15 protein-coding genes are annotated in these 18,055 nt (G+C 39.2%); 2 read left to right on the top strand and 13 right to left on the bottom strand.

The window, feature by feature from the left end:
- Positions 1-366 precede the first annotated feature (366 nt).
- Positions 367-924 carry a hypothetical protein gene (locus tag AC1VU3_RS15930; protein WP_482983974.1) on the bottom strand — a complete coding sequence of 186 codons (558 nt, stop codon included), beginning with the start codon at positions 922-924 and terminating at the stop codon, positions 367-369.
- Between the two features lie 205 nt (positions 925-1,129).
- Here AC1VU3_RS15930 and tatA point away from each other — a divergent pair, with 205 nt between their 5' ends.
- Positions 1,130-1,327, top strand: coding sequence for a twin-arginine translocase TatA/TatE family subunit (gene tatA, locus AC1VU3_RS15925; RefSeq protein ID WP_480390338.1), 198 nt, complete (start codon positions 1,130-1,132; stop codon positions 1,325-1,327).
- Positions 1,328-1,465: 138 nt separating this feature from the next.
- Here tatA and AC1VU3_RS15920 read toward each other — a convergent pair whose 3' ends face one another.
- The 12 genes from AC1VU3_RS15920 to AC1VU3_RS15865 all read right to left on the bottom strand — a co-directional run bounded on the left by AC1VU3_RS15920 (position 1,466) and on the right by AC1VU3_RS15865 (position 16,337).
- Complete coding sequence (locus tag AC1VU3_RS15920; protein ID WP_482983973.1) at positions 1,466-2,854, bottom strand: protoporphyrinogen oxidase; 1,389 nt, start codon at positions 2,852-2,854, stop codon at positions 1,466-1,468.
- Positions 2,855-3,136: 282 nt separating this feature from the next.
- On the bottom strand, positions 3,137-3,760 hold the full coding sequence (gene kynB / locus AC1VU3_RS15915) for an arylformamidase (RefSeq protein WP_482983972.1): 624 nt from the start codon (positions 3,758-3,760) through the stop codon (positions 3,137-3,139).
- A gap of 9 nt (positions 3,761-3,769) precedes the next feature.
- On the bottom strand, positions 3,770-4,612 hold the full coding sequence (gene kynA / locus AC1VU3_RS15910) for a tryptophan 2,3-dioxygenase (protein ID WP_482983971.1): 843 nt from the start codon (positions 4,610-4,612) through the stop codon (positions 3,770-3,772).
- Positions 4,613-4,623: 11 nt separating this feature from the next.
- Entirely contained in the window at positions 4,624-5,892 is a 1,269-nt protein-coding gene (gene kynU / locus AC1VU3_RS15905) for a kynureninase (protein ID WP_482983970.1), read from the bottom strand.
- 135 nt (positions 5,893-6,027) lie between these two features.
- Positions 6,028-7,650 (bottom strand): S-layer homology domain-containing protein, encoded by a 1,623-nt coding sequence (locus tag AC1VU3_RS15900; RefSeq protein ID WP_482983969.1) that lies wholly within the window; start codon positions 7,648-7,650, stop codon positions 6,028-6,030.
- Positions 7,651-8,229: 579 nt separating this feature from the next.
- Positions 8,230-8,514, bottom strand: a complete 285-nt coding sequence (locus AC1VU3_RS15895) for a DUF1292 domain-containing protein (protein ID WP_482983968.1) — start codon at positions 8,512-8,514, stop codon at positions 8,230-8,232.
- A gap of 61 nt (positions 8,515-8,575) precedes the next feature.
- Positions 8,576-10,276: a phosphoenolpyruvate--protein phosphotransferase gene (ptsP, locus tag AC1VU3_RS15890; RefSeq protein ID WP_482983967.1), complete on the bottom strand. Its 1,701-nt coding sequence runs from the start codon at positions 10,274-10,276 to the stop codon at positions 8,576-8,578.
- A complete protein-coding gene (locus AC1VU3_RS15885) occupies positions 10,264-10,539 on the bottom strand; it encodes an HPr family phosphocarrier protein (RefSeq protein ID WP_482983966.1) in 276 nt (91 codons plus the stop codon). Before AC1VU3_RS15885 ends, ptsP begins: the two co-directional genes overlap by 13 nt.
- Positions 10,540-10,722: 183 nt before the next feature.
- On the bottom strand, positions 10,723-12,156 hold the full coding sequence (gene nagE / locus AC1VU3_RS15880) for an N-acetylglucosamine-specific PTS transporter subunit IIBC (protein ID WP_482983965.1): 1,434 nt from the start codon (positions 12,154-12,156) through the stop codon (positions 10,723-10,725).
- A 166-nt stretch (positions 12,157-12,322) separates the two neighbouring features.
- Positions 12,323-12,802 (bottom strand): PTS sugar transporter subunit IIA, encoded by a 480-nt coding sequence (locus tag AC1VU3_RS15875; protein WP_480390309.1) that lies wholly within the window; start codon positions 12,800-12,802, stop codon positions 12,323-12,325.
- Between the two features lie 235 nt (positions 12,803-13,037).
- A complete protein-coding gene (locus AC1VU3_RS15870; protein WP_482983964.1) occupies positions 13,038-15,266 on the bottom strand; it encodes a YcdB/YcdC domain-containing protein in 2,229 nt (742 codons plus the stop codon).
- Between the two features lie 675 nt (positions 15,267-15,941).
- Positions 15,942-16,337, bottom strand: coding sequence for a hypothetical protein (locus AC1VU3_RS15865; RefSeq protein WP_480390307.1), 396 nt, complete (start codon positions 16,335-16,337; stop codon positions 15,942-15,944).
- 161 nt (positions 16,338-16,498) lie between these two features.
- Between AC1VU3_RS15865 and nhaC the strand changes: the two genes are divergently transcribed.
- On the top strand, positions 16,499-17,938 hold the full coding sequence (gene nhaC, locus AC1VU3_RS15860) for a Na+/H+ antiporter NhaC (protein WP_482983963.1): 1,440 nt from the start codon (positions 16,499-16,501) through the stop codon (positions 17,936-17,938).
- The last annotated feature ends 117 nt before the right edge of the window (positions 17,939-18,055 follow it).

The following is an 18,055-nucleotide window of genomic DNA, read 5'->3' as shown; positions in this document are numbered from 1 at the left end:
GGAAAGGGTTAACCCTTTCCTATACTCCTGACATCAAAATAAAAAGAAGCACTTATATTACCCAAAAGGAATTTACAAGATTATGCACTTGACTTTCCACCATTCTAACCGAGAGTAAAATTTGGCTATCCGAGAGTAAACCCCGACCGAACGAGAGTAAATCGGCTAAACGAGAATAAAGTTGGGTTATCCGAGAGAGAATCCCGGCTATTCGAGAGTAAGCTCCCAATGAACGAGAATAAATTCCCCTCGAACGAGAGTAAAGCACCCAATCAGGATTACGACCCTGGCGATAGTTACTTCTATCCCTCGTTTTGTCAGCTAGAACGAAGATCGACCACCTCTACCAATGAAAATCAGGATATTCTACATCTGGATAATAACCCCCTCCGGTAGACCGTACCATTCATTCGTATACTGTTGTAAACTTCCAGTATAAATAAGCTGGAGTCCTTCAATCTGTGCAAGATCGGCTGGGGTAGTTAAGCAAGGCTCCTTCTCTATTCTCAATTCTTTCGATTCTAATAAAATGGTTGAGACAAATTGAGAGCAAAACAATTTAGATTTTCTTTCCCATCGTTTATTGAAAAGAACACCAAATAATCCAAGGAAGTTATAGGAATATGACTCACATTCTTTTCTTATTTCCAGAGCTCTATCTCTCATTTTTCCGTAGCTGCTTAATGAAACCTCACATTTATATATTTTACAGCTTGCCTCCTGAAAGAGAGATCCATGGACATCCTCCATAACAAAACCACCGATAAATGGATTTCGTTTATGCTTCCTTCCAAAGCTATACATTTCCCTCAGGTCTTCATCAAAAGCAATTGACACATGATTATATTCTTCCTTCGTAAACATTTTTATAAGCTTGGAAAGCCATGTGCCCGTATCACTAAATACTAGATAAATTTCCTTCAACTTAACCACCTCTACATATGACAATCGTTCACCTTTTCTTTTATTATCGTCGCAACAATTGTATAGAAGGAGTGTCTCAAGATTGATTCTCCCTAAGGCTTAAGCCGTATTTATCAAAAAAATCTGTAAAACACCTCCAATTTATTAACTTTTAGGCGTTGGTATGTTATAGTAATCGTGAAATAGTTTCCTAAAAGGAGGGAATATAATGCAAAGTATAGGCATTCCTGGCTTAATACTTATCTTAATAATTGCCCTAGTCATTTTTGGTCCTTCTAAGCTCCCTCAATTGGGAAAAGCGGTCGGGCAAACTCTAAGAGAATTCAAAAGCTCTGCGCGTGAGAGTGTAATAGATGATGAGAAAAAAATCGAAACGACAAATGATTCAGATACAAAAAAATAAGCGCTTATGTCTGCCCTGCAAACATATGGAGAACATCAAGTTGGAACTTGACCACCATGTGACCTCAAGGGACGCAGCGCTGAAACCGAACAAATAAAAAAAGCGGAAAAGGAGGCTATCTCCTATTTCCGCTTTTTTCTATTTCACCGCTTTTGCAATTTTCTCCGCAGTTTCTTTTCCATTTTTGATACAAGGCCCAATGCCAACCCCATAATAAGAGCATCCTGCTAGAAAAACATTCGGATGACTTTCTTTCATTTTATCGGTTAAGGATTGAATTGCCTTGGCATGTTCTAGTGTATAAACGGGCATCAAATCATTCCACTTGGTTACCTCGACAACCTTAGGATTTCCTTGGAGATGTAAGCTTTTTTGAATATCCGCAAGCGCAACCTCTAACAATTCACTTTCTGTCATATCCTTCATGCTTTCAAAATGAGGATTCGAATTTTTATAAAACATTCTAACGAGCAGCTGACTGTTCTTGGAGGTATGTTTCCACTTTCGACTTGTCCAAGTACATGCATTACATTTCACCTCTGAGTTTTCAGAAACAATGTACCCTGTTCCTTCAGCCGGAAGCTTGTTATCTGGGATATCGAACCCGAGATAGATACTAATAAGAGAGGAATTTTTCAATTTGTTGAAGTCCTCATTCAGTTCCTTGTTTTGAAGTATCTGTTGAGTCACCTGATGCGGCGTACTTAAAACCACATAATCTGCCTCTACTACCTCTCCATTTGAAAGAGATAACACATACCCATTTGCTGTTTTTTCTAAGCCTGTTGTTTGGACGCCCTTTAAGATTGAATGCTCGCTAAGCTCCTTCTCGATTCCGTCTATCAACGTAGATAGTCCTTCATCAAAGGAAATGAATTTTTTATTGGCCGCTTTTTGGAATTGCTCTTTATTCTCTCCAAGACCTTTGATAATACTACCGTAATTATTTTTATAGTCAATTAAGTAAGGTAGCGTAGATGCTAGAGTGAGCTTATCAAGACTTCCTGAATATACACCAGATAGGACAGGTGCAACCTGCTTTTCTACTAGTTCTTTTCCTAAAAAATATTCAAGAAATTCTCCAATGGAGCTTTCCTTTGTAAAACGATCATTTGGCAGCTCAAAATCTCTTAATGCTTCCTTTTTTCCTTGTTCGGAAACCAACGTACTGCTGTTCAAGGATTCTATACTAGTAGGTATTCCAAACACTGCATCTGCTGGAATGGCATGCAATTCGTTGTTTGTATATAAATAAGAAATTCCTGTAGCATTATAGACCAGCTTTTCTTCAAGTCCCAGCTCTTTCACGAGAGGCATGACTGATTCATGACGGGCAACGATAGAATCTGCTCCTACCTCCATAATAAAATCATCCTTTTGTACAGAATGAATTTTACCTCCTAAATAGTCATTGGCTTCTACAAGCGACAGTTGTACATCTAAGGAATGCTCTTCTTTTAGTCTGTGCAAGTAGTGCATTGCGGAAAGCCCCGTAATCCCTCCACCTATTACAATTACTTTTTTCATCACGTTCACTCCTAATATTCCTAAAGTTCCATCATTAGTATAACCTCTCTAAATAACATCGAATATGATTTCTATCACTCTCATTACTAGTTTACACGCTTTGTTTACAGGATTGTCAAAATTATCAGCGGATATCCAAAAAGCGAAAACTCTCTTGCGTTTCTCCAAACAGGCAATGAAGAGCGTATTCATTATAGCCGAATCCCATTGACATTAAGGAGCAAGGCGTGGAGCTGGAAATCAAAGAAACCCCCTATTTATCTTTAGGAGGCTTCCACAGCTTTATACTTTTCTAATGACGGCACGAACTGGACTTCCATCTGCCCCTTCAATTCGCAAAGGTAGCGCAATCAGGTCATACTCTCCTTCTTCGACGTTATCCAATAAAAGATTCTCTAGAATATATACGCCATGCTGGTAGAGAGTATGGTGGATAGGGAGCTCCTTGCTAGTTATTTGATCCACTGATGGGATATCAAGGCCAAGTAAAAAGATCCCCTTCTCCTTTAGAAATGAACCGATATCTTCTCTGAGCAATGGAATCTCCTTCGGAAATTCCAAAATATTCGATTGGTTCTTCGTCTTCAATAGGAGTCTTTCTGCTCCATCAAGGTGATAGGATTGCAGCTCTTCTCTCCCTATATATTCAAGACCTGTCACATCTATTATTCTTGCTCTTCCTATATATATATTGACATCAATCTGGTCGATTGTAGCAGCACCGCTATTAAAATGAAAGGGAGCGTCTACATGTGTGCCAGTATGAACGCTACCGGTTAATTTTCCAATATTCACAGAGCCAGTCTGTTCCTTTGTACTTGCAAGCTCAAACTGAAAAGGGGTGTCTCCTGGCCAAACAGCTATTTTATTGGACAAAGGGTTTGTAATATCAATCCATTTATTCATATTTCACCTCTATAAAGTTGTTCGCAAATCCCATAGCTCAGGGAAAAAACGATGATCTAATACGTTCCGTAAATATTGTACACCAGCAGAGCCTCCGGTTCCCGTTTTGAAGCCTATTATTCTCTCTACCGTCTTCATATGACGGAAACGCCACTGCTGAAGCCAATCTTCAATATCTATCAGCTTTTCAGCAAGCTGATAGAGCTCCCAATGCTTATTAACATCTAAATATATTTCCTTCCAGGCAGCTGCCACAGTTGGATCGCCTTTATATGTTATCGAAAAATCACGATTCAGTAGCTCAGGATTTATTGGGAATCCGGCTCTATGCAACGCCCTGATGGAAGCATCATAGATGCTAGGAGCGGAAGAGGCAATGGTCAGCTTCTCGTGAAGCTCCTTGTCTTTTTCGTATATTTTTAGAATATGCTTTGTCTTATAGCCTAATAAGAATTCTATTTGCCGATATTGGAACGATTGAAAGCCTGATGATTTACCAAGCTGATCACGAAATTCTAAGTACTCAGCTGGGGTTAACGTAGAGAGAACATCCCAGGCCTGAATAAGCTGAGACTGTATTTTCGTCACTCTTGCTAGCATCTTAAAGGATTCCTGTAGGCGATCCTCTTCAATTGCTTGGATGGCACTTCCTAGTTCATGAAGAATAAGCTTCATCCAAAGCTCATTTACCTGGTGAATAATGATAAACAAAAGCTCATCATGGTGACTAGTAAGCTGCTTTTGACTAGCTAATACAGTATCAAGCGATAAATAATCTCCATACGTCATGTCCTCTTGAAAATCCGTATGAATCCCCTTTTCCTCTGGAAAACCTTCTTCTACTCTTGTCAAACAGACACCTCCTAGGCAATTACCTCTCTTTTATTCTCATATTTCATGTATTCATGTTGAAGCATAATTTCCTTTAGGCAATTGATAGCTATCCAAACATCCTCGAAGCTATTATATAAAGCCACTGGTGCTAACCGAATACCATTAGGCGCACGAAAATCTGGAATCACCTTTCTCTCCTTCAATGCTTTACATATCCTTGCTGCTTCTTCATGAACAATAAAAACATGTCCTCCACGCTCAGTTGCTTCCCTTGGGCTCACAATTGAAAAAGAAAACTGGCTTAGCTCTTCGTCTATTAAATCCATCATATAATCAGTTAGCTGAAGAGATTTTTGACGAATTCGTTCCATTCCTGCTTCTTGAAACATTTCTAGTGAACCATAAAGAGGAGCAGCACTTAAAATATGAGGGGTACCAATCTGAAAGGCTCCTGCAGTTAATGCTGGAGTCATATAAATATCCAAATCGAATTGCTTTTCTTTATTTGATCCAAACCATCCAGCCAGACCCGGCTTTTTGGAAAGATGTCTTTCATGAACAAACAAGCCTGCCACAGAACCAGGTCCCCCATTCAAGTGCTTATATGTACACCAGAAGGCAAAGTCTACATCGCACTCCTTTAGTTTGTGAGGAATTGCCCCAATGGAATGACATAAGTCAAAGCCGATCAGAATATTTCGTTCCCGGGCTGCTCTTGTTAACTCTTCCATAACTAAAATTTGGCCACTTCGATAAAGTACGCCCGGCAAAATAATTACCGCCACATCGTCTGACATAGCTTCGATAATATCTTCCTTTTCTAATGTGTGTCCGTTTCTACTTTTGACAATCTTCATATGCTCATCCGTTATTCCATGAAGTGCTAGGTGACTTCTCACAGCATATAAGTCGGAAGGAAAATTTAATTCGTCTACTAAGATTTTCGTTTTCTTTTCAGTAGGTTTATAAAAGGTGGATAGCAGCTGATGAAGATTGGAGGTGGTTGAGCCAGTAATCATGACTTCCTCCTTTGACGCTCCCACTAAATGTGCGCACATTTCTCCCAGCTTTTCCGATAAGTAGTACCAAGGCTGTTCACCTTGGGTCCATCCGTCAATCCCTTGGGCTCTCCACATTCCTAAAACAGTTAATAATGATTGCTCCGCTCTTTTAGATAAGATACCGAGCGAATTACCATCCATGTAAACTGTCTGGGGTATTAGGTAAAACTCATCTCGGTAGGCACGCAATATATCTTTTCTATCCATTTCCTTCGCATATTCTAACGAATTATTCATCAATTCATTTACACCCCTTCCACTTAACAGAATCTTCTATCTATTCAAAGCATATCCTACTATTTTTATTCATGTCAAAAATCTTTCACTTTATAATAAAGGAGAGATTGCCGTAAAGGGCCTCTCTCCTTCCCATTATTTTAATAGTTGTAATGCCTTTACAAACATCTTCGCTGCCTGTGCACGAGTGGCAGTGTCATTTGGCATAAATATTCCGTCTTTTCCTACTGCAATATCAAATGTATATACCATGTTGATAGCATTTTTTGTTTCTTGGTGATATTGGCTGATATCTGTAAATGGTGATGCTTGTGTCGGGATGTATGATTTTTGTGTCGCAAGCTCGTAGGAACGCATAAGCATAAGAGCTAGCTGCCCTCTAGTAACAGGCTTACCTGGATTAAATAGCCCCTTATCTCCTTTGACAATCCCAAATTGGTATGCAGTCGCAATAGCTTCTTGTGTTTCTTTTGAATAACCTTGTATATCAGTAAATGGTGCTGTTTGTGTCGCGTTCAAGTCTAGTGCTTTCACGATAATGGAAGCTGCTTGTGCACGAGTTAGATCGTTATTTGGCTTAAATGTCCCGTCCTCATATCCACCAACTATCCCTGCCATCGCTGCTTGTTCAATAAATTCCCTTGAGCCATGTTTTTCAATATCTTTAAACGTAAGGCTCGAACTAGTCGACACGGTTACAGATGGAGCATCTTTACTGACATTTCCTTCTTCATCTATAGCCTTAAGAGAAAATATGAAAGATTCATTGAAACCTATATTTTTTACTTGGTAAGATGTTATATCCCCTGCAACCTCTGCAATCTTCGAAGCTCCGTTATACAGCGTGTAACCAGTTACTTTTTTGTCATCGAAAGCGGGCTTCCATGTTAAGAACGCTACAGAATTTTGAACGGTCGCTTTCAATATATCCTTAGCTATCCAAGGCTGATCCTTAAAAATTTGCTCCTTAAAGAGGCTACCTACCACTTTATATCCGGATTCACTTAAATGGATATTCTGTGGGTTAGGCAAATAATCGGTAGCTTTTTCTGCTATTTGATTTTGCGTAGAAATATACGTTGCCGATGACCCAGCCATAGCTTTTTGAATCGTACCGTTTAAATTAGCAAGTAATTGCTCGGCTTGTTTCTGATGTTCACTAGATAAAAAAGGGAAAGGATTATAATACCCCATCACATAAACTTGCACATCAGGATTAAGAGCATATATCTCTTTTAGTATTGCTTGTGTGTTAGTCCCCACCTGCTGGAGTCCAGCACCAATTTTAAACAGATCATAAGAAAGAGCCCCCGTTGAGCTATCCACTTTAATAGCAGGAAGCACATCGTTTGCTCCAGCTGAAAGTGTAATAATGTCGGCTTCTTTAATAGAGGTTTTTAATGAAGCAGTCTTTGTCGTATCGCCAGCTCCAACTATAGGCTTCGTGATGTCATTCTTAATGTCATCCAACACATTTTGTGTAGTATATCCCGGATATGTAAATCCTTTATTAAATGATTGTAATACCCCTTCCCCCTTAAGCTCAGCTGCAATAAAATCCGTGTAGCCATTTCCAAGCTCATTTTGTGGGGTAACCCCCGCTGCTAAAGAATCCCCTAGCGCTAAATAATTTACCGGGCTAGCCCATGATGGTCTTCCCTCTCCAGAATCTGCAAGCGTATAAAAAGGGTATCCAACCACTTGAAACAGTAATGCCAAAACGAAAAGTAATCGAGCTCTTTTCCATAAACGTTTCATTTCTTTCCTCCTATCATCCCTATGTTATTTTTGAACAAACACATTTATTCCAACAACAGAATAAAAAAAGAGACCTGGCATTTACATATCTGCAAGGTCTCGGTAGTTGTGTTTGTTGGATTCATTTTAGCATACTTTCCCATATAAATACTGAGAATTTTTTGAGGATTGTTTTTGAGGTGAGAGAGCAAGAACGTTCGTTATAGCGAATGTCCTTTTACTTTTCCGAAGAAAGCAGTATGCCAGAAACGTTGTAGGACTGACATGTAAAATTTCCACGGTTCGCTTACTTATTTCTCCATTGTCTTTCATATAAATCATTTCGGCAATTTGAGCATGCTTCCATACTTTTAGAATCTGTTCACGCACGTTCGTTCCCCCTTTTTCTCTATTATAAAGAACAAACGTTCGTAATTCTACTAATATTTCTCTGGAAAATAAACAAAATTCTGCTCACTACCCGTGACCTTGTTTTACCGATTAACATGGATTTGACGCAGCCTCTTCCATTAACGCTTCTACTAAAGAACTAAACTTGCTTACAAAAAAGAGCTACCCATGGGGATAGCTCAAGGAATATTATTCTATTGCTTCTTCTGCCTCCATAAATGCAGAGGAAACCTTGTCAAACTCTTCATCACTTTCTATAATGGAGAATTCTTCTCCTTCTTCTACTCGTAAAAAGAAGACGTCCATTTCTTCCTCAGAATCTTCGTCTTGCGTATCCTCTGCAAATCCTACTGCAGCATAATCTACGCCGTCGATGGTCAAGAGACCTAGTACTTCAATTTCTTGTTCCTGGTCATCTTCTCCAAGTAATGCGAAGATGTCCCCAACCTCAATCTTTCCTTTGTTCTCTTCCATTTCTAATTCCTCCTTTTAACGAGTACTTGTTACTCCTCCATTATCTCCTAGCAATCTACTTTTAGCAAAGAATACGAGAGGTTAAATACCCCTTTACTTCCTCAGAGGAAGCTAATGATAATAAATGATTGATATGAGCCTTCCATTCCTCACCTGACAATTCATGTAGGAGATACTTTGCTTCTGGAATAAATCCTGCATGAATAGATATCTCATCAATTTGTAATCCTACCATTAGAGGTAATGCTAGAGGGTCTGAAGCCATTTCTCCACAAATACCTACCCATTTGTTATGCTTATGTGCAGCAGCTACAACCATTTGAATTTGCTTGAGAATTACCGGGTGATAAGGCTGATACAAGTAAGAGACATGCTCGTTCATACGATCAGCTGCAAAAGTGTACTGCACTAAATCATTCGTACCAATTGAGAAAAAGTCGACGGCTTTTGCAAAGACCTCAGCATGCATAGCGGCAGCAGGAGTTTCTACCATCATGCCCACCTCTATTTTACCGACCATAATCCCCTCATCTAACAGCTTTTCTTTTTCTTCAAGAAGCACGGCCTTTGCCTGCTGTAGCTCCTCCATCGTGCAAATCATCGGGAACATAATTTTTAAGTGTCCAAAAGCACTCGCTCTTAACAGGGCACGAAGCTGCGTACGAAACGTTTCTTGTGAGCTCAAACATAAACGAATAGCACGTTTTCCCAAAAAAGGGTTTTCCTCTTGCTCTAGGTTTAGATACGGAACGTTTTTATCACCGCCAATATCAATTGTACGAATAACGACAGGCTTATCACCAAATAATTCAAGGATTCTTTTATAGAAATGGAACTGCTCCTCCTCGGAAGGCGCACTCTCTCTATTTACATATAAAAATTCTGTCCTAAATAACCCTATTCCTTCCCCACCAGATTCTCGAACACGTTCAGCATCCTCTATACTGCCAATATTACCGAATACTTTTATATGTTGCCGATCTTTCGTATAAGTAGGCATATCCTTGTACACATTTAGTTGCCTTTCATTCATCTGTACAATTTTTTGATGATACATTTGCAAAACTTCTTCTGAAGGTTCTAATAAAACCTTTCCGCTTGTTCCATCCATAATAATTACTTCATTTTTTATCTCAGTAGAGGCGTTCTTTACTCCTACTATTGCAGGGATACCCATAGCTCTTGCCAGAATCGCTGCATGAGAGGTTACACTCCCCTTGTCGAGAATGATTCCTTTTATCCATCGGCGGTCTAATTGAATAGTGAGAGAAGGAGAAAGATCCTCTGCGACAAGAATTACCTCCTGTCGAAGAGAAGAGAGCTCTTCTTCCTTGCCATGTACCAGTTCTCTAATCAGTCTTTCTGTTACATCCCGGATATCCGCAGCTCTTTCCTTCATATATTCATTTGATAGCTCTTCAAACATCTTTATATAAATGGCAGCAACTTCTCGTACAGCAAACTCTGCATTTACGCCATCTTCAATCTTGTTACAAATTGCCGACAAGAGTACTGGATCCTCTAGGACTAGCAGATGTGCTGCAAAGACCTCGCCCTGCTCTTGTCCTAATTGATTACCTGCTTTTTCTCTTAACAGCTGAAGCTTCTCTTTTACTTTCTCGATAGCCATCTTAAAACGGCTTATTTCTCCTTCAATGTCCTCTGTGATAATTTTTTCAATTACTGTAGGGGAAGCCTTGTAATGAAAGGCATTTCCTATCACAATTCCTGGAGATACAGCTAACCCTACTATTTCTCGCATATTTCACCTAGATCCTGCTCGATAAGGAATTGCTCTAAATACTTCAACGCTGCCTCCGCATCATCTCCACTCGCACATAGCTCCATGGAAGCCTTTGAAGGAATGGAAAGCGCCATTACAGAAAGAATAGATTTTAAGTTTGCTTCTTGTCCCTCATAAGAAATGATTATGTCAGAATTGAAGCTGACTGCCGCGTTTACCAAAAGAGCAGCTGGTCTTGCATGAATACCATCAGGGGCTGTGATAATAAAGGTTTTCTTCATTTTAAACACCTTCCTTTATTTAAATAGAGAAAAGGGGCCGTCTGAAAAGTCATTTTGAAAGGGCCCCTTTGCGACGAGGATGGTGGCATTTTTAATGCGACCACCGCAGGAGCAATGCTTCATAGCAGATAGGAATGGGTGTCCCATAAGTTTTCTACTTATGGGACACCCCCTCTAAACCGACTACCTCAGTTTATCTATTTCATCTGCTACAAACTGTACACTCGTTCCTACAATTACGTGAATGTGATTTGCCCCTATAACATTGAGACCCAAGACACCGGTTCCCTTTATCTTTTGTTGATCTACTTTCTCCATATCACGCACATCCACTCTCAATCTCGTTGCACAGTACTCTAAAGATGCCACGTTCTCTTTACCGCCAAGTCCATCCAATATATTTTGAGCAAGTCTCTTAAATGGAGTATCTGTAGAACTAGTTTCGACCTCTTCTACTTGCTCATCATCTTCTCTACCAGGTGTTTTCAGGTTAAATTTAACGATGAGGAAGCGGAATAAGAAGTAATAAATTACTCCAAAAACGAGTCCCTGTACTAGTAGCATGTACTGGTTGTTCGCCATGGGCAGTCTGCTACTTAAGAAGAAATCAACAAAGCCTGCACTGAAAGTAAAGCCAGCCGTCCATTGGAAACTAGCTGCAATGAATAAGCTGAGCCCCGTCAAGGCTGCATGAACTACATATAAAGCAGGTGCTAAAAACATAAATGCAAATTCTAACGGCTCTGTGATCCCAGTAAAGAAGGAAGCAAAGCTCGCAGCAATCATAAGAGAAGCTGCCTGTTTTTTACGCTTTGTTTTTGCAGTATGATACATTGCAAGCCCTGCAGCTGGTAGCCCAAACATCATAATCGGGAAGAACCCAGCTAAATACATACCAGTGACCCCTTTAACGCCAGATCCATCCCAAAACTTTCCGATGTCATCAATCCCAATAGTGTCGAACCAAAATACTGCATTTAAAGCATGATGGAGTCCTGTGGGAATAAGCAAGCGATTAAAGAATCCAAATAATCCTGCTCCTGCAGCTCCTAGTTCACTCAGCATTTCCCCAAAGTTGAACAATGCTCCATAAATTATTGGCCAGATGAAAAATAATAAAGCAGAGACCACTAACATAACTACAGAAGTAATAATCGGCACTAACCGTTTACCGCTAAAAAAGGCTAGAAAATCTGGAAGCTTCACATGACTAAATCGATTATAGAGATATGCTGCAATTCCTCCAGATAGAATTCCTATAAATGCGTTTGCAATTTTTTCGAAAGACGGATCTACTTCAGCTACATCGACTCCTTGAAGCAATGCAACCGTTTTTGTAGAAAGCATGGTTGTTGCAACTAAGTAAGCTACTAAACCACTTAAAGCAGCCGAGCCATCTCGATCCTTCGCCAGTCCTACCGCTACCCCTACAGCGAATAAGATGGGAAGATTATCAATGATTGATCCCCCTGCCTTGATGAAGAAAGCTGCAATTGCATTTCCTGCCCCCCCGTTTGGATCAATCCAATGCCCAATACCCATTAATACCGCAGCTGCTGGGAGTACTGCTACCGGCAGCATTAATGAACGACCGAGTCGTTGTATACGTCTCATCATGTAATCCATACTCCTATCATTTTTTATTAACATCAAAACCCTATGCTTGCCGAATAAGAGGGAAGGACGGAAGGCAACCCCTTCTCCTCAACCGAACTTCTAATCTCATAAAATAGAAATGATTGCAAAATCCATAATTGCCTTCCTTACTTTCCTGTTCACCTCCTTATTTCTTGGTAACGATCATAATGACCGTTTTTCCAGCCGTACAGTTGGTAATCTTCTTAGGAGTTATCTCTCGGACAGCGCTATTGGTGATAACAATAGGAGTGATTATGCTTTTGGCATTCTCTCCTACATAATCCAAATCTACTTCTACTAAAATATGGCCTGCTTTGACATCCATACCTTGCTTGACGAAGTGGCGAAATCCTCTCCCTTTTAGAGAAACTGTTTCAAGGCCGATATGAATTAGCAACTCTGTACCATCGCGTGTTCGGAGCCCAATCGCATGCTTCGTTGCAGGTAAATAAGTAATTTCTGCATCCACCGGCGAATAGATTTTTCCTTCCGTTGGCATAATGGCGATTCCTTCTCCTAACATTTTTTTACTGAAAGCTGGATCAGGCACTTCCTCTAAAGAGATCAATTGACCCGTGACAGGGGCGATAACCTGTAATTTTCTTTTTAAAAGTTTACCTAGCAAATCCAAACTCCTTTCCAACAAAATTACTCGTTAGTCATGTATATTGTTTAGACGAGTATTAAAGAACATAAAAAGGGACCGTCTGAAAAGTCATTTTGAGATGGTCCCTTTGCGACAAGGATGGTGGCATTTTACAATCTTATTAGGCCAATAAAAAATTTCGCATTAAATGATATAATGAAAATATATATTTCCAATAAAAAAACCTTTCGCACTTAGCGAAAGGCTGCTCATCTTAATAATACATATTAATCCCTTTATTTTTCTGAGAAACAGCATGAGCTAATTTAATAGTAGAAACAGCAATTTCTGCATAAGTCACTTCTTTTGTTGGATTGAATTGTCCTTTTTCTGCAGTTAGCAATCCTAATGAATCTGCTAATGCTACGTATCCTGTATATTCGGGTTTAATGTTCGCTGCATCTGTAAACTCGTTTTTATAAATCTTGCTATTTTTAGCTGCTGCATCTAATCCCATTGCCTTGATGGACCAAGCTGCTAATTCCTCTCTTGTCACTTTTCCATCTACGTCAAACGTTTTAGAATCAACTGAAATAATACCAGTCTCCACTGCACGCTGAACTACTTGATAGAGTGGATGCTTAGAATTGATATTTTCAAAAGCTTGATTAGGATTTTCTTCTCCATAATACCCTCCATAAATAGAAGTAAGAGAGTTGATCATTGTCTTTAATGCTTCTCCTTTTGAGACAGCAGCATCCCCATTAAATTTCTTGGCATCTTTTACTTCTAGGGTACCTGTGCTAATTAAATAATTTAACTCTTCCTCAGCCCAACTATGTGTTACCTGAGTTGTATTTTCATCTCCATAGTAGCTAATCCATTTACCTGTCTGCGCATTCAATGTATTGTAAGAGTTATCATTATAAACTGGTGTATATAATAAATCATAGTGCTTCTTCTCACTAGAATACTGTTTCATATAAACAAGCTTCACATCTAACGCTTTCGTGTATATTTCTTTTGCTTCCTTGGCAGTGATCACTTGCTTAATAGATGGCCATTCACTTATTTGCTGATGGCTAGTATAAAGACTATATAATTTGCCGTCTGCTGAAATACTTACACTTATTTGATCACCGGATACCTTAAGCCCGTTCACTATTCGAGGGAAGTTAAAATGATATGTCCCAGATTGTTCGTCATGGTAAGCATCTTCTGATGGCTTTGCAAAATCATGTAGAATAGATGGTGTCCACTCCTTTAAATACGCCATCGCTTTCGTTAACGCATCTTTCTCCGTAATAGGCTTCTTCACCTCTACCTTTTCCCCAAGCTCTTGAAGAATATGTGGGAGCCCACTAGAGAAGCTAACTAGCTCGCCTGTTTGTTTATCAATTTCAAAGGAACTGCCGTACCCATTTCTACCATTTTTCGTGGTGTAGGAATAAGAAATACTAATAACACTTCTTCCGTTGTAATTTTCTATTTCATCGACAGATTGAATATTAAAAGTAACTTTATCACTATTTGGCTTCAGCATCTTTTCCGCTATTTTTTTCGCCTGCTCCACTGTAATCCCCTTTTGCTTGGCAGGCAGTGCCTTCTCTACGATTTTTTCTAGCTTCTTCGCTTTTGGATAAGTATTTAGGAATTCCTGGCCATCATACCATTTTCCGTTTAATGCATGATTACCAACCAGATTAGGGTTTGGTTGATACACCAAGTTTACCTTTGGCTTTCCAGTTCTATAATCGTAATCAATTCTATATTGTAGCTCGACTGAAAGATTCTCCTTCCAGCTTTTTAAAATAGCGTTTTTGTCCTTCACATTCTTCACTGAATCAAATGTATGCTTTTCTACTTTGGTAGGATAACGGTATAAGCTAGTGACATCCCCATTTCCTAAAATACTTACATCCACTCGCTGATCAGAAAGTGGGATGCCATTCTCTGTCTTAGAGAACGAAAATGAATAAGAAATAGGCTCTGTTAGAATTCTTGTTGGGTAATAATTGTATTGATTTGTATCTAGCTGATAATTTTCATTCTTAAAGAATTTCTTTACAAAATCAACCGCTTTTTGCTGTGCTTCCTCTTTTGAATATTTAGCTGGGAATAATGAGTCAGCAGTAGTTGGCGGAGAATAGGAAAAATGCTCAATTTCTAGATCCGAACCGTAGAAGCTTACGTTTCCATGATATCTCTTTCCATCAATCGTTTGAGTAAAAGAGAGATTATACCTGGTAATACCATCCTCCGGATAATAGGTTCCACTATGCATAGTAAATTCATTTTCTTTTACCGATGCAAAATCTGGGAAAAGAGAGCGGAACTTTTTAATGAGGTCCGCCTTCGAAAACGTCGATTGGGCAACAGCCACTTGATTAAGTACTTTTTCCGATTGTCCTAGTACCGAAGTTGCGCTTGCTGGTGTCATAAACATTCCAATAGATAATGCTGAGGCCGTCACTAAAATTCCTATCTTTTTTGGTTTTAACATATAAATCCCCCTATATATTTTTCTCTTACCATTTGAATCTCTTTTTATGATTGCTCAGTTTCCCTATTCTTTTTTCGATAAAGAGCAATCATTAAGTAACACAGTTTCCCCTCCACCCTCTCTTTGAAAAAACATATCTATCATATATATGCATTCAAATTCTAAAATATTCCGATTATTGTAAATGTTTTTCTCGTAAAGTGAGTCTATCTTCTGACTAGCCCTCTTCACCGTTTCTTGTAGTATGGACGTCCAATGGAAGATATAGCAGCTGACAGAAATCAATAAACGGAAGACTTGCAAGAGAGTTTGTTGTTGGTAAAGGAATATATAAGTATGGATGGCCGATTTTATATGTGGATGCAGATAGATAAAGGATGAAAGAAATATTATTAGTAGATGTTTTAGAAGGAATAAGATATGTAGACGATTATGCAACAGAGAAAGGATTAAAAAAATATCAAAATGAAGTAGATTCTATCCTCAAACATATCGAGCTACTATGAATGGTGTTAAAGTTGGATGAGCGCACAGAAATAAAAATATGAGAAACTATGGAAGCACTAGTACTTATTATTTATTACAGGTAGACTCCAAAATAGTGAGAACCAGCATGAGAAGAGAGCATTTACGTTGTTATATAGTAAATGCTTTTTTTGCTTTCTCCATATCTTTTTATGAGGTGACTTCTAGCTTTTGATAATACTCTTCTACAATCGGATAGATATCTGGTTCAGAATCATAGTAGACGCCGTCTATTTCACTCAGCGTAAAATCGAACTCATTCAATTGCTCGAACAACCTGATACGATAACGCCACCCGACCCGACCATCCTGGTTTTCTTGTGGAATATATTCTATATCTTTAATTAAAGATAAAAACTCTTCTATTTGTTCCGGGTCCTGTAAGGTCTTAGCTTCCCCAGTGGAACCGTCTTGAATAATGACTCGGTCTATTTCTGTGAGACCTTGTTCTTCTATAAAAGCCTCTAATGTCTGTGTTTTTGGTGTGACGGGGTTACAGGCAGAAACTAAACATAGCAGACTAGTGAGTAATAGGTAATTTTTCATGTACTTCCTCCTCTGTAGCCCTTCTAGATATACTTGTAGAATTAGACTCCTCTACCATCCAATCAGTTACAATAATTTTTAGATTTTTCATGTTTTTTATATTCGAAAAAGGGTATTTAATGATAACCCTTTGTCCCCTATCAAATTAGAGGAGTGATTATATGAATAAAGAAATAAGAAAACCATCCTTGTCGTATTCCCTCTTTATCCTGCTCTTAATGGTCTTCATCATCTCTGTCGGTCTTATAGCATTTAAAGCATCGATACAAATCATGCTGCTTCTAGCCTTATTTACACTCATACCGTTTATGTTTAGGCTTGGCTTTACCTATAAAGAAGTTGAGAAAACAATGTTTACCTCCATGTTAAAAGCCCTTCAGCCCTCTCTTATCTTAATCACTGTTGGTATACTAATCGGAGCCTGGATGGCAGCCGGTACCGTTCCAGCTTTAATCTATTATGGAATACAGGCAATCTCCCCACAGTTTTTCCTAGTTACCGCATTATTGTTTTGTTCCGTTGTATCGATGGCTACAGGTTCCTCTTGGGCAACGCTTGGAACTGCCGGAATTGCAATGATTGGTGTCGGTCATAGTCTTGGAGTGCCAATTGCAATGACAGCTGGTGCTATAGTCAGTGGTGCATATTTTGGTGATAAGTTATCTCCGCTTTCGGATACCACAAATCTTGCAGCTGCTGTAGTAGGAATTGATGTGTTCACGCACGTAAAACACATGCTATGGACGACGATTCCAGCCTATATCGTAACAGCCATTATTTTTACAGTCATTGGTCTGAACATACAGGTAGCAACCGTCAGCTCTGAGGAAGTTACTCTCCTAACCAATTATTTATATAATAACTTCGGACTAGGAATCTTTGCTTTTTTACCGGCAATTGTCTTATTTATTCTATTAATTACAAAGCGTCCAGCTATACCTTCTGTTTTAATAGGTGGATTGGTTGGGGCAGTAGTAGCCGTAGTTTACCAGGGAGTGTCTCTTACTTCTATTTTTGAAATTTTATATACTGGTTTCTTTGTAGAATCTGGGATTGAAGCAGTAGACACACTTCTTCAAAGAGGTGGACTAGTTAGTATGCTGCCCATGGTTGCTATCTTTTTATTTGCTCTTGGTCTTGGGGGACTCCTGAATGCCTCTGGAGTATTAGTCACGATCATCAATTCAATCGTTGGTGCTATTAGAAGTAGAGGGATTTTAGTTTTTGTAACCATGATTATGTCCTATTTCACCCTGGGTCTCGGAGGTACGTTTTCCTTTGCCGGTGTTATGACAGGCACTTTTATGAGACCGTTATATGACAAATTTAATTTAAAGCCTGAAAACCTATCCAGGACCATGGAAGATTGTGCAACTCAAGGCTGTGCTTTATTACCACGGACGGCAAGTGGAGTCTTTACAGCTACTGCCTTAGGGGTCCCTACTTTAACCTACTTACCTTTTTGCTTCCTAGCTATGATTACTCCGTTATTCAATCTTCTATACGGAATTACCGGTATTTCCATGAAGGAGTATACAAAGGAAGAACAAGAAGAACAAGAAGAACAATTTAGGATAGACAAACGAATAGTCGAAGCATAAAATGAATGGCTAACGTGATAGAAAGGGGCCGTCTGAAAAGTCATTTTGAGACGGTTCCTTGTGACGAGGATGGCGGCATTTTGATGCGACCACCACAGGAGCAATGTTACAGAGCAG

It is taken from the genome of Psychrobacillus sp. Z16_25 (assembly GCF_056856695.1).
The sequence above is the reverse complement of the archived record's forward strand: the minus strand, read 5'-3'. Positions and strand labels throughout refer to the sequence as shown.